Origin of the sequence: Streptomyces sp. NBC_00203 (genome assembly GCF_045206325.1) — a bacterium.
Classification (GTDB): domain Bacteria; phylum Actinomycetota; class Actinomycetes; order Streptomycetales; family Streptomycetaceae; genus Streptomyces; species Streptomyces lutosisoli.
This window is the reverse complement of sequence record NZ_CP108126.1, coordinates 6,681,084-6,702,673: the sequence shown is the minus strand read 5'-3', so window position 1 is coordinate 6,702,673 and position 21,590 is coordinate 6,681,084. Positions and strand designations below refer to the sequence as shown.

At 71.0% G+C, this 21,590-nt stretch carries 18 protein-coding genes and 1 pseudogene; 10 read left to right on the top strand and 9 right to left on the bottom strand.

Going from position 1 to position 21,590, the window contains the following annotated elements; translation table 11 throughout:
* The first annotated feature begins 6 nt into the window (after window positions 1–6).
* Window positions 7–627, top strand: a complete 621-nt coding sequence (locus OG975_RS30130; RefSeq protein ID WP_330306920.1) for a nucleoside triphosphate pyrophosphatase — start codon at window positions 7–9, stop codon at window positions 625–627.
* Window positions 628–640: 13 nt separating this feature from the next.
* Here the strand turns inward: OG975_RS30130 and OG975_RS30125 are convergent, their stop codons facing one another.
* Window positions 641–1,150, bottom strand: a complete 510-nt coding sequence (locus OG975_RS30125; RefSeq protein WP_406332511.1) for a hypothetical protein — start codon at window positions 1,148–1,150, stop codon at window positions 641–643.
* 355 nt (window positions 1,151–1,505) lie between these two features.
* On the opposite strand from OG975_RS30125, the gene OG975_RS30120 reads away from it, so the two are divergent.
* Window positions 1,506–3,278, top strand: coding sequence for an acetyl/propionyl/methylcrotonyl-CoA carboxylase subunit alpha (locus OG975_RS30120; protein ID WP_406332510.1), 1,773 nt, complete (start codon window positions 1,506–1,508; stop codon window positions 3,276–3,278).
* A gap of 90 nt (window positions 3,279–3,368) precedes the next feature.
* On the opposite strand, the gene OG975_RS30115 is transcribed toward OG975_RS30120, so the two are convergent.
* From OG975_RS30115 to OG975_RS30100, 4 genes and pseudogenes are all read right to left on the bottom strand, one after another.
* On the bottom strand, window positions 3,369–4,070 hold the full coding sequence (locus OG975_RS30115) for a hypothetical protein (RefSeq protein ID WP_406332509.1): 702 nt from the start codon (window positions 4,068–4,070) through the stop codon (window positions 3,369–3,371).
* A gap of 156 nt (window positions 4,071–4,226) precedes the next feature.
* The gene (locus OG975_RS30110; protein WP_406332508.1) at window positions 4,227–5,222 is read right to left on the bottom strand and encodes a helix-turn-helix transcriptional regulator; all 996 of its coding nucleotides are present in this window, start codon (window positions 5,220–5,222) and stop codon (window positions 4,227–4,229) included.
* 486 nt (window positions 5,223–5,708) lie between these two features.
* Entirely contained in the window at window positions 5,709–6,677 is a 969-nt protein-coding gene (locus tag OG975_RS30105; RefSeq protein WP_327431223.1) for a DeoR/GlpR family DNA-binding transcription regulator, read from the bottom strand.
* Between the two features lie 167 nt (window positions 6,678–6,844).
* Window positions 6,845–8,350, bottom strand: a pseudogene (locus tag OG975_RS30100) (NAD(P)H-quinone dehydrogenase); the annotation flags it as partial.
* Window positions 8,351–8,400: 50 nt separating this feature from the next.
* Here OG975_RS30100 and OG975_RS30095 point away from each other — a divergent pair.
* From OG975_RS30095 to OG975_RS30080, 4 genes are all read left to right on the top strand, one after another.
* The gene (locus tag OG975_RS30095; RefSeq protein ID WP_406332507.1) at window positions 8,401–8,838 is read left to right on the top strand and encodes a gamma-glutamylcyclotransferase; all 438 of its coding nucleotides are present in this window, start codon (window positions 8,401–8,403) and stop codon (window positions 8,836–8,838) included.
* Window positions 8,839–8,978: 140 nt separating this feature from the next.
* On the top strand, window positions 8,979–9,803 hold the full coding sequence (locus OG975_RS30090) for a purine-nucleoside phosphorylase (RefSeq protein WP_406332506.1): 825 nt from the start codon (window positions 8,979–8,981) through the stop codon (window positions 9,801–9,803).
* Between the two features lie 243 nt (window positions 9,804–10,046).
* The gene (locus OG975_RS30085; RefSeq protein WP_406332505.1) at window positions 10,047–11,678 is read left to right on the top strand and encodes a phospho-sugar mutase; all 1,632 of its coding nucleotides are present in this window, start codon (window positions 10,047–10,049) and stop codon (window positions 11,676–11,678) included.
* Between the two features lie 188 nt (window positions 11,679–11,866).
* Window positions 11,867–13,078: a hypothetical protein gene (locus OG975_RS30080; RefSeq protein WP_406332504.1), complete on the top strand. Its 1,212-nt coding sequence runs from the start codon at window positions 11,867–11,869 to the stop codon at window positions 13,076–13,078.
* A gap of 27 nt (window positions 13,079–13,105) precedes the next feature.
* Here the strand turns inward: OG975_RS30080 and OG975_RS30075 are convergent, their stop codons facing one another.
* Both OG975_RS30075 and OG975_RS30070 read right to left on the bottom strand, forming a co-directional pair.
* Window positions 13,106–14,746 (bottom strand): hypothetical protein, encoded by a 1,641-nt coding sequence (locus OG975_RS30075; RefSeq protein ID WP_406332503.1) that lies wholly within the window; start codon window positions 14,744–14,746, stop codon window positions 13,106–13,108.
* Between the two features lie 104 nt (window positions 14,747–14,850).
* A complete protein-coding gene (locus OG975_RS30070) occupies window positions 14,851–15,516 on the bottom strand; it encodes a PH domain-containing protein (RefSeq protein ID WP_406332502.1) in 666 nt (221 codons plus the stop codon).
* Between the two features lie 241 nt (window positions 15,517–15,757).
* Here OG975_RS30070 and deoC point away from each other — a divergent pair, with 241 nt between their 5' ends.
* From deoC to OG975_RS30055, 3 genes are read left to right on the top strand one after another with little or no spacing between them, the layout of a single operon-like run.
* Window positions 15,758–16,714 (top strand): deoxyribose-phosphate aldolase, encoded by a 957-nt coding sequence (gene deoC / locus OG975_RS30065; protein ID WP_406332501.1) that lies wholly within the window; start codon window positions 15,758–15,760, stop codon window positions 16,712–16,714.
* A 6-nt stretch (window positions 16,715–16,720) separates the two neighbouring features.
* On the top strand, window positions 16,721–18,157 hold the full coding sequence (locus OG975_RS30060) for an aldehyde dehydrogenase family protein (protein WP_406332500.1): 1,437 nt from the start codon (window positions 16,721–16,723) through the stop codon (window positions 18,155–18,157).
* The gene (locus tag OG975_RS30055) at window positions 18,150–19,049 is read left to right on the top strand and encodes an aldehyde dehydrogenase family protein (protein ID WP_406332499.1); all 900 of its coding nucleotides are present in this window, start codon (window positions 18,150–18,152) and stop codon (window positions 19,047–19,049) included. The genes OG975_RS30060 and OG975_RS30055 overlap by 8 nt, the downstream gene beginning before the upstream one ends.
* Window positions 19,050–19,151: 102 nt before the next feature.
* On the opposite strand, the gene OG975_RS30050 is transcribed toward OG975_RS30055, so the two are convergent.
* Window positions 19,152–19,559 (bottom strand): hypothetical protein, encoded by a 408-nt coding sequence (locus OG975_RS30050; RefSeq protein ID WP_406332498.1) that lies wholly within the window; start codon window positions 19,557–19,559, stop codon window positions 19,152–19,154.
* Between the two features lie 247 nt (window positions 19,560–19,806).
* Between OG975_RS30050 and OG975_RS30045 the strand changes: the two genes are divergently transcribed.
* Complete coding sequence (locus OG975_RS30045; protein WP_406332497.1) at window positions 19,807–20,445, top strand: uridine kinase; 639 nt, start codon at window positions 19,807–19,809, stop codon at window positions 20,443–20,445.
* Window positions 20,446–20,635: 190 nt separating this feature from the next.
* On the opposite strand, the gene OG975_RS30040 is transcribed toward OG975_RS30045, so the two are convergent.
* Window positions 20,636–21,397, bottom strand: a complete 762-nt coding sequence (locus OG975_RS30040; RefSeq protein WP_381264254.1) for a SigE family RNA polymerase sigma factor — start codon at window positions 21,395–21,397, stop codon at window positions 20,636–20,638.
* Window positions 21,398–21,590: the final 193 nt, after the last annotated feature.

The window sequence follows — 21,590 nt, the reverse complement described above, 5'->3', positions numbered from 1 at the left end:
GACCGCATGACCGATCAGCCGCGCCGCCGTCTCGTGCTCGCCTCGCAGTCCCCCGCCCGGCTCAACCTGCTGCGGCAGGCCGGACTCGCCCCCGAGGTGATCGTGAGCGGGGTCGACGAGGACGCCGTGACCGCGCCCACCCCCGCCGAACTGGCGCTCGCGCTGGCCGAGGCGAAGGCCTCCGTCGTGGCGGCGAAGCCCGAGGTCCAGGGCGCACTGGTGATCGGCTGCGACTCGGTCCTCGACCTGGACGGGGAGGCACTCGGCAAGCCCGCCGACGCGGAGGAGGCCACCGCCCGCTGGAAGTCGATGCGCGGCCGGGCGGGCACGCTGCAGACGGGCCACTGCGTCTACGACACGGCGGCCAAGCGCTATGTCGCCGCGGTCGCCTCCACAGTGGTCCGCTTCGGCGACCCGACCGACGCCGAGATCGCCGCGTACGTCGCCTCGGGCGAACCCCTCTACGTGGCGGGCGCGTTCACCCTCGACGGCCGCTCGGCCCCGTTCATCGAGGGCATCGACGGCGACCACGGCAACGTCATCGGGATCTCGCTGCCGCTGGTGCGCCGTCTGCTGGCCGAACTGGGCGTCGGCATCACGGACTTGTGGACGCCGCCGGAGAAGTGATCAGGAGAGGCGATCAGGACGCCGACGGGGCCGGCGGAGCGGCGATCGGGGCTCCGCCTCCGGTGTCGCCGTTCTTGCCGCCCTCGGGGTCCTCGCCGTCCCCGGGCGCGGCGTCGGCGGGACCGGCGGCCTCCCGGCGGTCGTACGCCATCAGCGTGAACACGATCAGCCCGAGCACCACCATCATGAAGGCGAACGCGCCCCAGCCCACCAGGCCCACCGTGAACGCGCCGAGCAGGCCGTGCACCACGGCGGCGCTGATGAGCAGGACGCGGCCGAAGAGACCCGGGGCGCGGTCGCGCAGGGCGACCAGCAGGGCAACCAGGCCGCACGCCGCGAAGTAGAGGCCGAAGACCACCCCCCCGGCCTTCGACGACACGGACATCATGTCCGAGTCGAGGCCGGCCATGGACATGTCCTGGCGGTCGACGACCACGCCGAGGAACCAGTTCAGCAACCCGATGCCGAGCGCCTCCACGAAGAGCACGATCGCCGCCACCCACGCCACCGGTCTGCGTACCACCGGTCCCCACCCACTTCCGAGTGCCGTTACCCCAAGTACGTTCGAGACATCCCGAACGCTACTAACGGGTAAAGCGCGGGACAAGTGTTCTGCCGAGGGCAAAGAATCATTGGGCCATTCGTAGGGACTCCACAAAGAAACGTTGTGGGGCGCAGCACGGAGGGACAGAGACCTTGACCACATCGGAGGGCTAGGGTTCAGGGAAGGATTCCTGCGTGCCGTGGTGCGACAAGGGATTTTGAGGGTCCGGCGAGCCTCGCATCACGCTCCGTGTGGGCAAGCTCACCACTGGGGACGGGTCGAAAGGTCGTGTCGGCAGTCCCTAAACTCGGCTTGTTTCAAGGAGGGAGCCATCGTGCGCAAGGTGCTCATCGCCAACCGTGGCGAAATCGCTGTCCGCGTGGCCCGGGCGTGCCGGGATGCCGGGATCGCGAGCGTTGCCGTGTATGCGGAACCGGACCGGGACGCTCTGCATGTCCGTGCGGCGGACGAGGCGTTCGCGTTGGGCGGTGACACCCCGGCCACCAGTTACCTGGACATCGCCAAGGTGCTGCAGGCCGCCAAGGATGCGGGGGCGGACGCCATCCATCCCGGGTACGGCTTCCTGTCCGAGAACGCCGACTTCGCCCAGGCCGTTCTCGACGCCGGACTGATCTGGATCGGCCCGCCCCCGCAGGCCATCCGTGACCTGGGGGACAAGGTCGCCGCCCGGCACATCGCCCAGCGCGCCGGCGCCCCGCTGGTCGCCGGCACCCCCGACCCGGTCTCCGGCGCGGAGGAAGTCGTCGCGTTCGCCGAGCAGCACGGCCTGCCCATCGCGATCAAGGCCGCGTTCGGCGGTGGCGGGCGCGGTCTGAAGGTCGCCCGCACCCTGGAAGAGGTCCCCGAGCTGTATGAGTCGGCGGTCCGCGAGGCGGTTGCCGCGTTCGGCCGGGGCGAGTGCTTCGTCGAGCGTTACCTCGACAAGCCCCGGCACGTGGAGACCCAGTGCCTGGCCGACTCCCACGGCAATGTGGTGGTCGTCTCCACCCGTGACTGCTCGCTGCAGCGCCGCCACCAGAAGCTGGTCGAGGAGGCGCCCGCGCCGTTCCTGTCGGATGCGCAGGTGGAGGAGCTGTACGCGTCCTCCAAGGCGATCCTGAAGGAGGCCGGCTACGTCGGCGCGGGCACCGTGGAGTTCCTCGTCGGCATGGACGGCACGATCTCCTTCCTGGAGGTCAACACCCGTCTGCAGGTCGAGCACCCCGTCACCGAGGAAGTCGCCGGACTCGACCTGGTCCGCGAGATGTTCCGCATCGCCGACGGCGAGGCTCTCGGCTACGGCGACCCCGAACTGCGCGGCCACTCCTTCGAGTTCCGCATCAACGGCGAAGACCCCGGCCGCGGCTTCCTGCCCGCCCCCGGCACCGTCACCACCTTCGCCCCGCCCTCCGGGCCGGGCGTCCGTTTGGACGCGGGTGTGGAGTCCGGCAGTGTGATCGGCCCGGCCTGGGACTCCCTGCTCGCCAAGCTGATCGTCACCGGCGCCACCCGCGAGCAGGCCCTCCAGCGCGCCGCCCGCGCCCTGGAGGAGTTCCAGGTCGAGGGCATGGCCACCGCCATCCCCTTCCACCGCGCGGTCGTCACCGACCCCGCCTTCGCCCCCGAACTGGGCGGCTCGGACGCGCCGTTCACGGTCCACACCCGCTGGATCGAGACCGAGTTCGTCAACGAGATCCCCGCCTTCACGACCTCCACCGACACCGAGGCCGAGGAGGAGCCGGGCCGCGAGACCGTCGTCGTCGAGGTCGGCGGCAAGCGCCTGGAAGTCTCCCTGCCCGTCTCGCTGGGCATGTCGCTGGCCCGCACCGGGCTTGCCGCCGGTGCCAAGCCCAAGCGCCGCGCCGCCAAGAAGTCCGGCCCGGTCGCCTCCGGCGACACCCTCGCCTCCCCGATGCAGGGCACCATCGTCAAGGTCGCCGTCGAGGAAGGCCAGGAAGTCAACGAAGGCGACCTGATCGTCGTCCTGGAAGCCATGAAGATGGAACAGCCGCTCAACGCGCACCGCTCCGGCACCATCAAGGGCCTGAGCGCGGAAGTCGGCGCCTCCGTCACCTCCGGCGCCGCGATCTGCGAAATCAAGGACTGATCGCTCAGTTCTCTGTGTGACACCCGAAGCGCCCGGCGGACTGGAGCAGTCAGTCCGCCGGGCGCTTCGTTCTTCCCCCGTCCCCCGTGGCTATGCGGTACGCACCCAGCCGGTGCCCTGCCGGATGATGACCAGGCCCGCCACCCCGAAGGCGATGCCCATCATCACGAAGGAGAGGACGGTGACGGGCATGATGCCGCCCGCGTAACCGACGACGTTGAGCGGCATCGACAGGATCAGCACCCAGGCCGCCCAGGGTGCGATCACCCGGCCCCGCAGCAGCGCCACCCCGAGCAGGATCGCGCCCACGACATGCGCGAGCACGAAGTAGAGGGTCGGCACACCGACCACCGGCAGCTCGAACGTGCCGTCCCCGATCTTGGCCAGCACCGACTGGCTCACGCCCTTGTCGAGCCCGCCGAGCGCGACCACGTCCAGCGACGGCGTCACGGAGATCGCCAGCATTCCGGTACCGAGCAGGAGCATCCCCCACAGCCCGAGCTTCGGCGAGTACCGCATGGCCAGCAGCCCCACGACGACCGTGCCGGCCACGAGGGCGATCGTCCCCAGTACCCAGCCCCAGACGGTGAGTTCGGTGATCGACCGGTGGTTGGCGATCTGGTTGATCATCTCCTTGTTGGAGTCGGCGGTCCCGTACGGAACGAGCGCTATGGCCACGGCGAACAGCAGCGGGCCGAGCGCCGCCGTGACCGCCATGATCCTGCGGCCTGTCGTGGCCCCCGAAGCGGTGGTTTCGGCAACGGTATGTGCGCGTGACGGCGTCGCGGTCATCGGAGTCCCCCTTGGCAGACCGCCCCTGGTCGGGACGTCCTGCCCCCAGTGAAGCGACCGGACCTGGCCGATGACCATCCGTCAATTCTGACCGGTCGCGACATGTCGTGTCCTCGCGTGCCGGGGGGCGGGCCGCGTCAGGGCCGTTGCCTGCGGTCAGTCGTCGAGCAGCCCCAGGTCCCTGCCGCGCCGCAGCAGCGCCGCCGTGTGCCCGGCCTCCAGCTTCCGGTGCAGGGACGCGATATAGCCGCGTACGGTCGCCGCCGAGAGCCCCATCCTGTTCGCCGCCTCCGTGGCCGTACGGCCGCTGTCGAGGTGCACCAGGGTCCGGTGCTCCTGCTCGGTCACGCCGAACAGCCGGGCGGCGGCGCGCCCTTGGGCGAGGTCGCGGAGCAGCAGGAGTGTGGGGAGCCCGGGCGCGGTCGCGGAGAGGGGCCGTACCTCGACATGGCGTACGGCGAAGGGCACGGTCCCGGTGACGCGGGGGTCCTCGCGTACGAGGGGCAGCAGGGCGGCGGCGGCCGCGTTGAGGGCGTACGGGTGTCCGTGCTCGTCGAGGGCGGCGACGCCGCGGCCCTGGCTGCCGACCAGTTCCAGGGCGACGGCGGAGAGGGCGATCAGGCGTTTGCGCTCGGCCAGGTGGCGTTCCGCCGCCGCGAGTTGGAGCTGCGCGAAGCCGAGGAGGTCGCGTTCCCTCTCGTTGAAGTCGCTGCCGCCGCGGGCGAGGGCGTACCCCTTGACGATCGTCGTGTCCGAGCCGCCCGAGGCGACGAGGTGCCGGCGCATCCCGAAGGGCCGGAAGTCCAGGTTGAAGCAGTGGGTGCGCTGCCACTGCCGGTCCCCGGCCACGTCGCTGACCTTCCAGGCCTCGGGGGTCGGTGTCTGGAGCATGACCTCGGTCAGCGGGTGGTCCAGGGGATGGTTGTAGATCACCATCGGGTCCTCGTGGAAGGAGCCCTCGGGGTGGGAGAGGGCGGCGAGGCCCGTGGTCAGGGAGTCGGCCGAGAGCCGGTACCACTGGCCCGCGTCGCAGGGGATCAGTTCCATCAGCGCCAGCAGCGCGCGCTCCCGCAACTCCTCGACAGATCCGGCCTCTTCGGCCTCCCGGACGAGCCGCAGCACGCGGCGCCCGTCCGCACCGCTGATCTCCATGCACACTCTCCCGGCGCTGCTCCCGCCAAGGGACGTACCAGACCAAGATACGGCTTTTCCCCAGCCCGGGAAGGCCGTTCGGCAGCCCCCGACGGCACGGTGAACCGCGGCCGCGAGGCAGGAGAGAACAGGTGAAAGCCATGGTGGGCGCGACCGCGCGGGAGAGAGCGGGGGCGCCCGGGCCCCCGGAGAGCCCCGCGGCGCGACGCGTCCTACGTGCCGACGTCCGGCGCAACCCCTCGCGGAACGCCGAGCGACGGTTCGGGCCTCGCGTGGTGCGGCAGCCGGGTGCGCGAGGCGGGCGCTGTACGCCCCGACACATGTCGGCGGCCACGACGACAGAGCCTCAGCGGCTCCGGCGAAGTCCGGTGCGGTACAGCAGCGCCCTGAAGGGGCGCGGGGCTGTGTCGACATGCGGCTCCGCCGCACGGGCTCGACCAGCCACGACGGGCCCGCGGACGACGCACCGGATTTCCAGCGGAGCGCTCAGCGGCGGCGGAGGTCCGCCACCCGTGCGCGCTCGCCCTGGGGCTGTTCGCCCAGGACCGTCGCGCTGCGCAGCTGGGGTCCCGCGCCCGGTACCACCTGGCCGCGGCGCGGCCCGGGGAGCGGTACGTCCCGGCGTGGCTGGCGCCCCGCCGGGACGGGATCGCCTCCCGCGCCGCCGGATGCGGATGACCCGGCCACCGCGATCTGTACGCCCTGGTCCGCCAGGGCCTGCAGTTCGGTGACCGCGCGGTCGTCGTGCGGGGGTGGCTCGTCCGTGACCAGGCGGGTGATCAAGTCGGTCGGCACCGTCTGGAACATGGTGTCCGTGCCGAGCTTGGTGTGGTCGGCGAGGACGACGACCTCCGCGGCGGCCTGCACCAACGCGCGGTCGACCGAGGCCGACAGCATGTTGGACGTGGAGAGCCCGCGCTCGGCGGTGAGCCCACTGCCCGACAGGAAGGCCCGGGAGACGCGCAGCCCCTGGAGGGACTGCTCGGCGCCGGAGCCGACCAGGGCGTAGTTGGAACCGCGCAGGGTGCCGCCGGTCATCACGACTTCGACCCGGTTGGCATGGGCCAGCGCCTGTGCCACCAGAAGGGAGTTGGTGACGACGGTCAGCCCGGGCACCCGCGCGAGCCGGCGAGCCAGCTCCTGCGTGGTGGTGCCCGCCCCCACCACAATGGCCTCGCCCTCTTCGACGAGACCCGCGGCGAGATCGGCGATGGCCGTCTTCTCGGCGGTCGCGAGATGCGATTTCTGCGGAAAGCCGGACTCCCGCGTAAACCCGCCCGGCAATACCGCACCGCCATGCCGGCGGTCGAGGAGTCCTTCTGCCTCCAGTGCGCGCACGTCCCGCCGTACGGTCACTTCGGAGGTCTGGACGACGCGGGCGAGCTCACGGAGCGACACGGCTCCATTCGCTCGCACCATTTCGAGGATCAATTGGCGACGTTCTGCAGCGAACACGAAACTGACAGTAACCCCAACGACCGTCTGCTTTCAGCAGTTTGCGCCGAATAACAGAAGTTGTTCGCATGGCAGGGCACGGAGTGGTATACGCGCCTACTCGCGCCGCCTATGCCGTACGAATGGTCGACAACTCCCTGTGACCAGCGGAGAGTCGCCGGAAACCGTCAGCCTTCGCCCGTGGCCTTCCGGGTGTGCAACTGCCGGGCGACCTCGGCGATCGAGCCCGACAGGGAGGGATACACGGTGAACGCGTTCGCGATCTGTTCGACCGTCAGATTGTTGTCGACCGCGATCGAGATCGGATGGATCAGTTCCGAAGCGCGCGGGGAGACGACCACGCCACCCACGACGATGCCGGTGCCGGGGCGGCAGAAGATCTTGACGAAGCCGTCACGGATGCCCTGCATCTTGGCGCGCGGGTTGCGCAGCAGCGGCAGCTTGACGACCCGGGCGTCGATCTTGCCCGCGTCGACGTCGGCCTGCGAGTAGCCGACGGTGGCGATCTCGGGGTCGGTGAAGACGTTCGAGGAGACCGTCTTGAGGTTCAGCGGGGCCACCGCGTCGCCCAGGAAGTGGTACATGGCGATACGTCCCTGCATCGCCGCGACGGACGCGAGGGCGAAGACACCGGTCACGTCACCGGCGGCGTACACACCCGGAGCGGTGGTCCTGGACACCTTGTCGGTCCAGATGTGACCGGAGTCCCTGACCTTGACCCCGGCCTCCTCCAGGCCCATCCCGCTGCTGTTCGGGATGGCGCCGACGGCCATCAGACAGTGCGAACCGGAGATGACCCGGCCGTCGGACAGCGTGACCTCGACGCGGTCGCCGACCCGCTTGGCGGAGTCGGCGCGGGAGCGGGCCATGACGTTCATGCCGCGGCGCCGGAAGACGTCCTCCAGGACGGCGGCGGCGTCCGGGTCCTCGCCGGGCAGCACGCGGTCGCGGGACGAGACGAGGGTCACCTTCGACCCGAGCGCCTGGTAGGCACCGGCGAACTCGGCACCGGTGACACCGGAACCGACGACGATGAGCTCCTCGGGCAGTTCATCGAGGTCGTAGACCTGGGTCCAGTTCAGGATCCGCTCGCCGTCGGGCTGCGCGTCGGGCAGCTCACGCGGGTGACCGCCGGTCGCGATGAGCACGGCGTCGGCGGTGAGAGTCTCCTCGGTGCCGTCCACGGCCCGAACGACGACCTTGCGCGAGCCGTCCAGGCCCTGCATGCCTTCGAGCCGGCCGCGACCGCGCAGGACGCGCGCGCCGGCCCGGGTCACGGAGGCCGTGATGTCGTGCGACTGCGCGAGCGCGAGCCGCTTCACACGCCGGTTGACCTTCCCGAGGTCGACCCCGACCACCCGGGCGGCCTGCTCCATGGGAGGGGTGTCGTCGGCGACGATGATCCCCAGTTCCTCGTACGACGAGTCGAAGGTGGTCATCACCTCGGCCGTAGCGATAAGGGTCTTCGACGGCACGCAGTCGGTGAGCACCGACGCCCCGCCCAGACCGTCGCAGTCGACGACGGTCACCTCCGCGCCGAGCTGCGCGGCGACCAGCGCCGCCTCGTACCCGCCGGGTCCGCCACCAATGATCACGATCCGAGTCACGTACTCCATTGTCCCGCACGCTTCAAGGTGCTTCCGCCCAGGGGGGCACCGCGCGTGCATCCGAGCTCCTTCTGTTACGCAAGAGGCGTACGTGTCGCTGCCGTACCCTCGACCCCATGTCGCTCTACGCCGCGTACGCCGGCAATCTCGACCCGCGGCTCATGACACGCCGCGCTCCCCACTCGCCGCTGCGCGCCACCGGCTGGCTGAACGGCTGGCGGCTGACCTTCGGGGGCGAGCACATGGGCTGGGAGGGCGCGCTCGTGACGATCGTCGAGGCACCGCGCTCCCAGGTCTTCGTGACGCTGTACGACATCGCGCCCCTGGACGAGGACTCCATGGACCGCTGGGAGGGTGTGGGCCTCGACATCTACCGCCGGATGCGCGTACGCGTGCACACGCTGGAGGGGGAGGAGCCGGCGTGGGTGTACGTACTCAACGGGTACGAGGGGGGACTGCCCTCCGCGCGGTACCTCGGTGAGATCGCGGACGCGGCGGAGTCGGCGGGAGCGCCGCACGACTATGTGATGGAGCTGCGCAAGCGCCCCTGCTGAAATCTCCGGCGCAGTGGCGCCCCGGGAATCCTCCGTCTCCAACCAAGGGTCCCCTTTGTTGGAAACGACAAGACAACGATCGCAAGACCGTGAGCTCTGTCATCTACGCGCGTAGGCCTGGACCAGCTACCCTCATGCGCGTGAACGCATCTCTTCTTCCGGACGACATCCAGGGCGACCCCTACGCCGCCGCCGACGCCGCCGCCTCGCGCCTGCGCGAACTCACGGGCGCCGAGACCCACGACGTCGCCCTCGTGATGGGCTCCGGCTGGGCGCCGGCCGTGGACGCGCTCGGCTCCCCCGACGCCGAGTTCCAGGTCACCGAGCTGCCCGGGTTCCCCCCGCCGGCGGTGGAGGGCCACGGCGGCAAGGTCCGCTCGTACAAGATCGGCGACAAGCGGGCCCTGGTCTTCCTGGGCCGCACCCACTACTACGAGGGCCGCGGGGTCGCCGCCGTCGCGCACGGCGTGCGTACCGCCGTCGCCGCGGGCTGCAAGACCATCGTGCTGACCAACGGCTGCGGCGGTCTGCGCGAGGGCATGCGCCCCGGGCAGCCGGTGCTGATCAGCGACCACATCAACCTGACGGCCACGTCGCCGATCGTCGGCGCGAACTTCGTGGACCTGACGGACCTCTACTCCCCTCGCCTGCGCGCCCTGTGCAAGGAGATCGACAGGTCGCTGGAGGAGGGCGTGTACGCGCAGTTCCCCGGCCCGCACTACGAGACGCCGGCCGAGATCCGGATGGCGCGGGTCATCGGGGCGGACCTCGTCGGGATGTCGACCACGCTTGAGGCCATCGCCGCGCGTGAGGCCGGTGCCGAGGTGCTCGGTATCTCCCTCGTCACCAACCTCGCCGCCGGCATGACGGGCGAGCCCCTCAACCACGAGGAAGTCCTCCAGGCCGGCCGCGACTCCGCCGCCCGCATGGGCGAACTCCTGACCAAGGTCCTGGACCGCCTGTAGGACTTTCCTCGCCCCGTCCCTGGGGGCTGCGCCCCCAGACCCCCCTAAAAGATTGCGCAGTTCCCCGCGCCCCTTTTAGGGGCGCGGGGAACTGCGCGAACGGCCCCCACCGGCCCGCAGACGAAACACAACCCCCGGGGTCGAAGGGGCGGAGCCCCTGGGGGATGGGACGGGTAGGGGCGGCGGGGGCGAGGAAAACCGGGTACACAGCAACGTACGAACGAAGAGAGAGGTGCACCCGAGGTGCAGGACGAACTCATCGCACGGGCCAAGGCGTGGCTGGCCGAGGACCCCGACGCGGAAACCCGTGACGAACTCGCCAAGCTCATCGACGCCGAGGCCCTGCCCGAGCTCGCCGCCCGCTTCAGCGGCACCCTCCAGTTCGGCACCGCCGGCCTGAGAGGCGAACTCGGCGCGGGCCCCATGCGCATGAACCGCTCCGTCGTCATCCGCGCCGCCGCCGGCCTCGCCGCGTACCTGAAGAGCAAGGGCGAGACGAACGGCCTCGTCGTCATCGGCTACGACGCCCGCCACAAGTCCGCGGACTTCGCCCGCGACACCGCGGCCGTGATGACCGGCGCCGGCCTCAGGGCAGCCGTACTCCCCCGCCCGCTCCCCACCCCCGTCCTCGCCTACGCCATAAGGCACCTCGGCGCGGCGGCCGGCGTGGAGGTCACCGCCAGCCACAACCCGCCCCGCGACAACGGCTACAAGGTCTACCTCGGCGACGGTTCGCAGATCGTGCCCCCGGCGGACGCCGAGATCGCGGCGGAGATCGACGCGGTGCGCGCACTCGCCGACGTACCCCGCCCGGACTCCGGCTGGGACACCCTCGACGAGGGCGTCCTGGAGGCCTACCTGGCCCGTACGGACGCCGTGCTGGCGCGGGGCTCCGCCCGCACCGCCCGCACCGTCTACACGGCGATGCACGGCGTCGGCAAGGACGTGCTGCTCGCGGCCTTCGCCCGGGCCGGGTTCCCCGCCCCCGTCCTCGTCGCCGAACAGGCCGAACCGGACCCGGACTTCCCCACCGTCGCCTTCCCCAACCCGGAAGAGCCGGGCGCGATGGACCTCGCCTTCGCGAAGGCCCGCGAGACCGGCCCGGACCTGATCATCGCCAACGACCCGGACGCCGACCGCTGCGCCGTGGCCGTCAAGGCGGGCGCCGACTGGCGGATGCTGCGCGGCGACGAGGTCGGCGCGCTGCTCGCCGAGCACCTGGTCCGGCGGGGCGCGCGCGGCACGTTCGCCGAGTCGATCGTGTCCTCCTCCCTGCTCGGCCGGATCGCCGGGAAGGCGGGGCTGCCGTACGAGGAGACCCTCACCGGCTTCAAGTGGATCGCCCGCGTGGAGGGTCTGCGGTACGGGTACGAGGAGGCGCTGGGCTACTGCGTCGACCCGGACGGCGTACGCGACAAGGACGGCATCACCGCCGCCCTCCTCATCACCGAGCTCGCCTCCGAACTCAAGGAGCAGGGGCGCACGCTCCTGGACCTCCTCGACGACATCGCCGTCGAGTACGGCCTGCACGCCACCGACCAGCTCTCGGTCCGCGTCGAGGACCTGTCGGTCATCGCGAACGCCATGCGGCGGCTGCGCGAACAGCCGCCCACCGAGCTCGCGGGTCTGGCGATCACGAAGTCCGAGGACCTGACCAAGGGCACGGACAAGCTCCCGCCGACGGACGGTCTGCGCTACACGCTGGACGGCGCCCGCGTCATCGTCCGCCCGAGCGGCACGGAGCCGAAGCTGAAGTGCTACCTGGAGGTCGTGGTGCCCGTGGGCACGCACGACGACCTCCCGGCGGCCCACGCGAAGGCCACCGAGCTGCTGACGGCGATCAAGCGGGACCTGTCGGCCGCGGCCGGCATCTGACACCGCTGGCACCGCCCGGGTGGGCCCGTCACCGTCGAGCAGACAGTGACGGGCCCACCCGCAGCGAACCCCTTCCCGCCGCCCTTACGGGTGATTTCCGCACGGCAGTTGACGCAGCGCTCCCGTGCGCGACCGCGTGACCGAGGAACGGTTACCGGTAGCGCACACCGAGTCCCAGGAGCTGCCGCGTGCCCTCGACCGCTTCCCGGCCGACATCCGCCCCACATCGGAACGCCCCGGGCGGACTCGTCCCGAACATCCGGCGCCCGCCGCGGGACGCCACCCGCGCCGCCAGACTCCTGGCCCATCTGCGCCGCGCGGCCCCCGCGCTCCTGGCCTACGCGGCCGTACGCGTCACCGGCCTGCTGCTGCTCGCCCTGTGGGCCCACCGGCAGCACCACGGCCTCTGGCCGATCCTGGCGACGGAGTGGGACGCGGGCTGGTACCTGGGCATCGCCGAACACGGCTACACGCACCGCCTGGGCACCGCCTACGACGCGAACAACCTCGCCTTCTTCCCGCTCTATCCCTTCCTGGTCAAGGCGGTCGCGGTGCTGACGCCGGGCACCCGGGCGACGACGGGCCTGGTGATCGCGGTCGCGAGCTCGTTCCTCGCCGCGTGGGGGATCCACTCGGTGGGCAGCCATCTGCACGGCCGCCGTGTGGGCGTGCTGCTGACCGTCCTGTGGGCGGCGCTCCCGGTGGGCCTGGTCGAGTGGATGGGCTACACGGAGTCCCTGTTCACGGCGTTCGCCGCGTGGGCGCTGTACGCGGTGCTCACCGGCCGCTGGCTGTGGGCGGGTTCCCTGGCCGCGGTGTCGGGGCTGACCCGCCCGACGGGCATCGCGCTGGCCGCCGCGGTCACCGTGACGGCCCTGCTCTCCCTCCGCCGCGGCTTCTCGGCACGCGCCCTCGCGGCCGCCGCCCTCGCCCCGGCGGGCTGGCTCGTCTACGTCGGCTGGGTGGGCCTGCGCCTGGGCCGCTGGGACGGCTACTTCGCCGTACAGCGGCTGTGGCACAACGAGTGGGACGGCGGTGTGGAGACCGTGCGCCGGCTGCGGGAGGTCCTGGCGGACGACTCGACGCCCGAGCTGTTCCTGGTGATGGTGACCGTGACCCTGCTCGCGTCGATGGCGCTGTACGTCCTGTCCGTGTGGGACCGCCAGCCGCTCCCCCTGCTCGTCTTCACCGGGGTCCTGCTCCTGATCGTCCTGGGCAGCGGCGGCGTGTACTTCCCTCGCGCCCGCTTCCTCCTCCCCGGCTTCCCGCTGCTGCTCCCGGCGGCCCTGCACCTCGCCCGCGCCTCCCGGCGCCTGCGGACACTCGCCCTCACGGCTGCGGTACTGGGCTCGGCGTACTGCAGCGCGTACATGCTTCTGGTGTGGCCCAGCGCGCCCTGACGACGGGAGCAGTCCCCGGCCGCCTGGCTACGGGAGCAGGACGAGCAGCGCCACCCAGCCGAGTCCGGCCACCACGGCCACCGGCCACAACGGCCGGCCCAGCTCCCGCTCACCGCTGTCGCCGGCCGGCCGCAGCGCCGGGTCCTGCCACATGGCGGTGATCTGGGCGGCCGCCTTCTCGTACGGGTGGATCAGGCCCAGCTTCCGCTCCAGCCAGGGCCAGCGGGGGCCGAAGGCCGACCACTCCGGGAAGGTGGCGCGGTGGCTGTCGATCTTCAGGTGGTTGCGCTTGCACTGGACGATCCGTATGTGGTCCCAGGCGATGTGGTGCGTGCGGCGCAGCCCGTTGAACCACAGCCCCGCGCCGTCCGCGGTGATGCGCCAGGCGACCCATGGGGGCAGCATCCAGACGCCGAAGGCGCCGAGCGCGACGCCGATCGCGTACCGCCACAGTCCGGTCTCGCCCCAGAAGAAGTGCGCGCCCCACACGACGATGGCGGCGGCGGACAGCCAGTCCGGCCAGCCCGCGCGCCAGCGCCGTACCGGCTCGGCACTCTCCCGCACCGCCGCGCTCGCCGCCGCACTCCGCTCCTCGTACGCGGCATCGCGCGCCGCGAGGGCCTTCTCCTTGGCGGTACGACGGCGCACGGCCGCCTCCGAGAGGGGCCGCACGACTCCGGTCGACCACTCGACGACCGGGGGCTCGCCCGGTTCCTCGGCAGCGCTGACGACGAGGACCTCGGCGCTGTCGTAAGGGACTCCGTAGAGGAGGGCTTCGCGGAGGGGCCCGGGGGCCGGGTCGTCGTCTTCGAGCTCGTCGAGGAGTCTTTCCAGCTCCTCGTCGTCCATGTCGTCGTCATGATCGTGATCGTCGGTGGACTCGCGCAGCGGGACGACGAAGAGCGGTCGCCGTGCCTTCCAGTCGTCGGCGGCGTACACCTCCGTGCAGACGTCCTCGTTGTCGCGGATCCGTACGCGCAGCACGGGCACGGGCATGCGGCGGAGGAGCCTGGCCCTACGGCGGCCCAGCAGGCCGGAGAGGACGACGGTCAGCCCCAGACCGAGGACGAAGCAGCCCCCCATCCGCACGACCTGCCGGTGCTGGGCGGCGTCCGGCAGGCCCGAGAGCGCGAGCACGACGGCGCCGAGCACGGCCAGCAGGAGCCCGGCCCACAGCAGGAACATCCCGCGCTCCAGCGGCTTGGCCGCGCCCGGCAGCGGGGCGGTCACGCCGTCGGCCGCGTTCAGGGCCGCGTGGCGCTGCCGCGTCCTGGACCGCAGCCGTACGAGGGCGGACGCCCAGGACAGGGCCAGCGCCGCAGCCAGCGGAATCGCCCACGGGAGCCCGGGCCGCTCGGCCGCCAGGACGACGGCCAGGGCGGGCGCCGAGACGAGAACGACCTCCGGCAGCTGCATCATCCACACCACATGGAGTGCGAGCAGCGCGGCCAGGTACGGGGACATGTCCGCGCCGAACAGCCAGAGGAAGGCCGAGGCCGAGGCGACGAGGGGCACGCTCAGGAGGTGGACCGACAGGACGCGTATCGGCACCCAGCGCGGCGGCAGCGCCTGTGTCCACCGCCGGGCCGACTCGCCGTCCCAGGAACGGCAGCCGTCGGGAACGGCGGAGGCGGGCAGCCGCAGCGGCCCCTCAAGACTCGTGCTCATCGATGCGTCGCTTCCCAGACAGGCGGGCGGGAGGTGTGGTGGTGCCCCCGTTAATTAGCCGAGAAGCCTGTGAATCGTACGAGGAATCGTGCGAGGGGCCCCGGTCAGCCCACCGCCAGCAGGATGGCCAGCAGGACCGCTCCCGCGGCCGCGGGCGCCATGACCTCGTACGCCCATCGCACACTGACCTCGCCCTGCGCGCTCTCCTCGGAGGCCCTGGCCTCGGCCAGGTGACGCAGGTCGTCCATGATCTGGTCGGTCTGGGCGCGGGTCGACGCGGCGGAGCCGGGGGTCGAACGGCCGAACGAGGACGCGCGGCCGCCGCCGCCCGGGCCCGCCGTGGCGCCGCGCGCCTGCTGCTTGGCCACCTTCTTGCGGGCGCGCAGCGAGACGGGCACCGCCCACAGCTGGTACTTCCTGCCGGAGGTGTCGACGACCTCGTTGGTGTAGCTCGAGCGCAGGGAGGCGACCTGGCCCCAGGGCAGCACGATGACGCGGAACGGGTTGCGGATACGCAGCCGGTCCTCGTTCGCGTAGACCGCGGGGCGCAGGGTGAAGGCGGACACCAGCGGGACGACGAGGATCAGCGCGGCGAGTGCCAGCCAGGGGGTGCGGCCGTGCCCCGAGGCCAGCGCGTCGATGCCGAGCCAGCCCGCGATGACGAGCAGCAGTGCGCCGCCCGCGATACCGGCGGGCGACCGGTAGATCCGGTCCTTCGACTCGGGTCGCGAGGCGTCCGGTACGGGTGACTGGTGATCCGGGGTGGTCATGGCCCCGATTCTGCCGGACGCCTGCGGCGGGCTCCTTCTGGGGCTCCGCCCCAGACCCCGTGAGCCGGTTCGTCGGGTGCGGGTGGGTGGGGGTTGCTCGCGCAGTTCCCCGCGCCCCTTAAGGGGCGCGGGGAACTGCGCAATCTTTTAGGCGCGCCCCCACCCACCCGCAGCCAAAGAACCCATCCCACCCCCGGGGCTGTACAGCCGCTACGCGCGTAGATATGCTCGGCTGGTGACCATGCCCACCACTGCACCCGCTGCACCCGCACTCACGGACGTGACCGCGTCCGACAGCACGCTGCGCCGCTTCCTCCACGGGCTTCCCGGCGTAGACGCGGTCGGCCTGGAGGCGCGCGCCGCCTCGCTCGGTACCCGTTCCATCAAGACCACCGCGAAGGCGTACGCCATCGACCTCGCCATCTCGATGGTCGACCTGACGACGCTGGAAGGCGCGGACACCCCGGGCAAGGTCCGGGCGCTCGGCGCCAAGGCGGTCCACCCGGACCCGACCGACCGCACGACGCCCAGCACGGCCGCGGTCTGTGTCTATCCCGACATGGTCGCCACCGCCAAGGCCGCCGTCGCCGGCTCCGGCGTGAAGGTCGCCTCCGTCGCCACCGCGTTCCCGGCCGGCCGCGCCGCGCTGGACGTGAAGCTGGCCGACGTGCGCGACGCCGTCGCCGCGGGCGCCGACGAGATCGACATGGTCATCGACCGCGGGGCGTTCCTCGCGGGCAACTACATGAAGGTGTACGACGAGATCGTCGCCGTGAAGCAGGCCTCCGGGGCGGCGCGCCTCAAGGTCATCTTCGAGACCGGTGAGCTGTCCACGTACGACAACATCCGGCGGGCCTCCTGGCTCGGCATGCTGGCCGGTGCGGACTTCATCAAGACCTCGACCGGAAAGGTCGCCGTCAACGCGACCCCGGCCAACACGCTCCTCATGCTGGAAGCGGTCCGCGACTTCCGCGCCCAGACCGGCATCCAGGTCGGCGTGAAGCCGGCCGGCGGCATCCGCACCACCAAGGACGCCATCAAGTTCCTGGTCGTGGTGAACGAGACGGCGGGCGAGGACTGGCTGGACAACCACTGGTTCCGCTTCGGCGCGTCCTCGCTCCTCAACGACCTGCTGATGCAGCGTCAGAAGCTGGCCACCGGCCGCTACTCCGGCCCCGACTACGTGACGGTGGACTGATCCATCATGGCTTCCGCATTTGAGTACGCACCGGCGCCCGAGTCCCGCTCCGTCGTCGACATCGCCCCCTCCTACGGGCTCTTCATCGACGGCGAGTTCACCGAGGCCGCCGACGGCAAGGTCTTCAAGACCGTCTCCCCCTCCACCGAAGAGGTCCTCTCCGAGGTCGCCCAGGCGGGCGCCGAGGACGTCGACCGCGCCGTCAAGGCCGCCCGCAAGGCCTTCGAGAAGTGGTCGGCGCTGCCCGGCTCCGAGCGCGCCAAGTACCTGTTCCGCATCGCCCGGATCATCCAGGAGCGCTCCCGCGAGCTCGCCGTCCTGGAGACCCTGGACAACGGCAAGCCCATCAAGGAGACGAGGGACGCCGACCTCCCCCTCGTCGCCGCGCACTTCTTCTACTACGCGGGCTGGGCCGACAAGCTCGACCACGCCGGCTTCGGTGCCAACCCGCGGCCCCTCGGCGTCGCGGGCCAGGTCATCCCCTGGAACTTCCCCCTGCTGATGCTGGCGTGGAAGATCGCCCCGGCCCTGGCCACCGGCAACACGGTCGTCCTCAAGCCCGCCGAGACGACCCCCCTCTCCGCCCTGTTCTTCGCGGACATCTGCCGCCAGGCCGGCCTCCCCAAGGGCGTCGTCAACATCCTTCCGGGATACGGCGACACGGGCGCCGCGCTCGTCGAGCACCCCGACGTCAACAAGGTCGCCTTCACCGGCTCCACGGCCGTCGGCAAGGCGATCGCCCGCCAGGTGGCCGGCACCCACAAGAAGGTCACCCTCGAACTCGGCGGCAAGGGCGCGAACATCGTCTTCGACGACGCCCCCATCGACCAGGCGGTGGAGGGGATCGTCACCGGGATCTTCTTCAACCAGGGCCAGGTCTGCTGCGCGGGCAGCCGCCTCCTCGTACAGGAGTCGATCCAGGACGAGTTGCTGGACTCGCTCAAGCGGCGGCTCTCGACCCTCCGCCTCGGCGACCCGCTCGACAAGAACACGGACATCGGCGCGATCAACTCCGCCGAGCAGCTGTCCCGTATCACCTCGCTCGTCGAGGCGGGCGAGGCCGAGGGCGCCGAGCGCTGGTCCCCGGCCTGCGAACTCCCCTCCTCCGGCTACTGGTTCGCCCCGACGCTCTTCACGAACGTCACCCAGGCACACACCATCGCCCGCGACGAGATCTTCGGCCCGGTGCTGTCCGTCCTCAGCTTCCGTACGCCGGACGAGGCCGTCGCCAAGGCCAACAACAGCCAGTACGGCCTCTCGGCGGGCATCTGGACCGAGAAGGGCTCCCGGATCCTGGCCGTCGCGAGCAAGCTCCGCGCGGGCGTCATCTGGTCCAACACGTTCAACAAGTTCGACCCGACCTCGCCGTTCGGCGGTTACAAGGAGTCGGGCTTCGGCCGCGAGGGCGGTCGCCACGGCCTGGAGGCGTACCTCGATGTCTGAGAAGTCCGAGCAGCAGCGTCTGAGCGTCTTCAAGACCTACAAGCTGTACGTCGGGGGCAAGTTCCCCCGCAGCGAGAGCGGCCGGGTGTACGAGGTGAGCGACTCCAAGGGCAAGTGGCTGGCCAACGCGCCCCTCTCCTCCCGCAAGGACGCCCGTGACGCGGTCGTCGCCGCCCGCAAGGCGTTCGGCGGCTGGTCCGGCGCGACGGCGTACAACCGCGGCCAGATCCTCTACCGCATCGCCGAGATGCTGGAGGGCCGCAAGGACCAGTTCGCACGGGAGGTCGCGGACGCGGAAGGCCTGTCCAAGTCCAAGGCTGCCGCTGTCGTCGACGCCGCGATCGACCGCTGGGTCTGGTACGCGGGCTGGACCGACAAGATCGCCCAGGTGGTCGGGGGAGGCAACCCGGTCGCGGGCCCGTTCTTCAACCTGTCCTCCCCGGAGCCGACGGGCGTCGTCACCGTCCTCGCCCCCCAGGAGTCGTCGTTCCTGGGGCTGATCTCGGTGATCGCCCCCGTGATCGCCACCGGCAACACGGTGATCGTGATCGCGAGCGAGAAGTCCCCGCTCCCGGCGCTCTCCCTCGGTGAGGTGCTGGCGACCTCCGACCTGCCCGGCGGAGTCGTCAACGTCCTGTCCGGCAAAACGGCGGAGATCGCGTCCCCGCTGGCCGCACACCAGGACGTCAACGCGATCGACCTCGCCGGCGCCGACGACGTACTGGCGAAGGAGCTGGAGATCGCGGCGGCCGACAACCTGAAGCGCGTTCTCCGTCCACAGCCTGTGGATTATTCGGAGACCCCCGGCATCGAGCGCCTCACGGCCTTCCTCGAGACGAAGACGGTCTGGCACCCGACGGGTTCCCTGGGCGCTTCCGGGTCGTCCTACTGAGGTTTCGGGGCCCCGATCAGTGTCCCCGGGGCCCCGTTCACGGGAGAGCCGCGCTTCCCCTCCGTCCAGGGGGAGCGCGGCTCTCTCATGTCACCGTCCGGTTCAGTGCAGCAGCCCCGTCGCCTGCCCCAGCACCGGAATGCTGCCGATCGACTGCGCCTGCGCGACCGGGCCGGTCAACGCCTGCGAGGTGAGCGGCTTGAAGTCGGCGAGCTGGGTGCCGACGCCGTTGTCGAGCGGGTCGACCCCGGTGCCCGCCAGCGGATTGGGCTTGAGGGCCTCGATCGGACCGGTGACGTAACCCACCGTGCCGGTGAGGGCCTGGAGGCCCGCCTGCGGGTCGATCTTGCCCAGCGAGGTGGGCCGGGTGCGCATGACGTCCACGACGGGGTCCGTGTCCGCGACGGCCGGTGCGGCCGCGGCCGCACCGGCAGCGACCACACCGACCGCGGCGGCGATACGCGCGGTCGTGCGGGCCATGGTGGTCAGCTGGGCTGCGTGTCGCGCCATCAGGTTTTCCTCTTCGGGGTCTTCGGGATCTTCGGGGTCTTCGGGTCTTTGGGATCCATGGGGAGCCGAGAGCAACTGGAGTGACACGCAGAGTAGTTGAACCGGCCCGACTTCAGGGCCGTCCGGGCGGCGGATTCGCCTGTGCGGGTCAACAGACATATCAGCGCCAGTCCCAGGGGAGGGGATAATGTCCTGGACGCGTCCGATGCGTGGCGAAACCAGGTCGATTCACAGAAGGTACAGAGAATTGGGTTCCCATCCCCCGATACCCACCCGCGTGGTGCTGCTCTGCGGCCCCTCCGGCTCTGGAAAGTCCCTTCTCGCGGCCGATTCCGGGCTGCCCGTGCTCCGCCTCGACGACTTCTACAAGGAGGGCACGGACCCGACGCTGCCGCAGGTGGAGGACAGCGCGGACATCGACTGGGACCACCCGCTGTCCTGGGACGCCGACACGGCGGTCGCCGCGATCGAGGAGCTGTGCCGTACGGGGCGTACGACCATCCCCGTGTACGACATCTCGCTGAGCGCCCGTACCGGCACGGAGTCGCTGCGCATCGAGCGGACCCCGCTGTTCATCGCGGAGGGCATCTTCGCCGCCGAGATCGTCGAGCGCTGCCGCGAGTTGGGGGTGCTGGCCGACGCGCTGTGCCTGTCACGCGGCCCGGTCACCACATTCCGCCGCCGCTTCCTGCGGGATCTGAAGGAGGGCCGCAAGTCGGTGCCCTTCCTGCTACGCCGCGGCTGGCGCCTGATGCGCGCCGAGCGCTCCATCGTGGCCCGTCAGGCCTCCCTGGGCGCCCACCCCTGCGACAAGGGCGAGGCCCTGGGCCGCCTGACCGCGGCGGCCGCCGGACGCCGCGCGGCTCCGCGCACCACGGCGGCGTAACCAGGTAGGCGGACAACGCGAAAGGTCCAGGCAGACCCCCCGTCCGCCTGGACCTTTCTCGTTTCCCCCGTGCTCCCCCGAAGTCCCCCGTGACCCCGTTGGTTCCCCCCGGTACTGCTCCCCCGTACTAGCTGTACTGCTGGTACTGCTGGTACTGCATTCCCCTTGTTTCCCCGTTCCCCCCAGACCTTCAGGCGACAAGCTCCCCGAAGGACTCCTCCTCGTCACGGCCGAAGCTGAGGACCTCGTCCTCGCGCATCCGGCGCAACGACCGCCAGATGCTCGACTTCACCGTGCCGACACTGATGTCGAGGATCTCCGCGATCTCCGGGTCGGTGCGGCCCTCGTAGTAACGGAGGACCAGCATCGTGCGCTGGAGTTCGGGCAGCCGGGCCAGCGCCTGCCACAGCACGGCGCGCAGCTCGGTGCCGCGCATCGCGTCCGTGTCACCGGGCGTCTCCGGCAGTTCCTCGGTCGGGTACTCGTTCAGCTTGCGGCGGCGCCACGCGCTGATGTGCAGATTGGTCATGGTGCGGCGGAGGTAGCCCCCGACCGCGGCCTTGTCGCTGATCCGGTCCCAGGCCTTGTACGTCGAGAACAGCGCGCTCTGCAGCAGGTCCTCGGCCTCGAAGCGGTCACCGGTCAGGTGGTAGGCGGTTGCGTACAGGGAGGCGCGGCGCTCCTGGACGTAGGCGGTGAACTCCGCCTCCGACACCGAGCGACGCTCCCCCGTGACCTCCCCGTACGCGGCTCCCCCGTGAGCCCGGTCCCCCGTACCGTTTTCCCCCGTGCGTGCGTCAACCACCGTCATGTACGCGGTGTGCTGACGCCCGGCGCCGCGAGCGCACCCCCGCCCGCTCACGGCACCGGACTTCTCCGTGCCCCGGGTGACGTCGTGGAGCCGCGTGACAACTGCAACTGCGCTAGTGCTGGTGCTGTGCAGCGTGTTCATCTCGCGCCCCCCGTCGTGGAGTCCCGGTTCTTCGGTTCGTACCGCTTGTCCTGCTTGTTGTTCTGCTTGTTCAGCGGTGCTTCCCTGCTTGTGTCGAAAAGCTTGCCCGGGCCACTTCATGGCCGTGTCCGCCGACTGTCACAGACCTGTCACAGGGCCCATCCGCAGGCGCGCCACAGCGCGATCACAGAGA

Coding starts and splice junctions, on each gene's coding strand:
- OG975_RS30130 (WP_330306920.1), top strand. CDS start 7: ATGACCGATCAGCCGCGCCGCCGTCTCGTGCTCGCCTCGCAGTCCCCC.
- OG975_RS30115 (WP_406332509.1), bottom strand. CDS start 4,070: ATGACCGCGACGCCGTCACGCGCACATACCGTTGCCGAAACCACCGCT.
- OG975_RS30110 (WP_406332508.1), bottom strand. CDS start 5,222: ATGGAGATCAGCGGTGCGGACGGGCGCCGCGTGCTGCGGCTCGTCCGG.
- OG975_RS30095 (WP_406332507.1), top strand. CDS start 8,401: ATGTCGCTCTACGCCGCGTACGCCGGCAATCTCGACCCGCGGCTCATG.
- OG975_RS30075 (WP_406332503.1), bottom strand. CDS start 14,746: ATGAGCACGAGTCTTGAGGGGCCGCTGCGGCTGCCCGCCTCCGCCGTT.
- OG975_RS30070 (WP_406332502.1), bottom strand. CDS start 15,516: ATGACCACCCCGGATCACCAGTCACCCGTACCGGACGCCTCGCGACCC.
- deoC (WP_406332501.1), top strand. CDS start 15,758: ATGCCCACCACTGCACCCGCTGCACCCGCACTCACGGACGTGACCGCG.
- OG975_RS30060 (WP_406332500.1), top strand. CDS start 16,721: ATGGCTTCCGCATTTGAGTACGCACCGGCGCCCGAGTCCCGCTCCGTC.
- OG975_RS30055 (WP_406332499.1), top strand. CDS start 18,150: ATGTCTGAGAAGTCCGAGCAGCAGCGTCTGAGCGTCTTCAAGACCTAC.
- OG975_RS30050 (WP_406332498.1), bottom strand. CDS start 19,559: ATGGCGCGACACGCAGCCCAGCTGACCACCATGGCCCGCACGACCGCG.
- OG975_RS30040 (WP_381264254.1), bottom strand. CDS start 21,397: ATGAACACGCTGCACAGCACCAGCACTAGCGCAGTTGCAGTTGTCACG.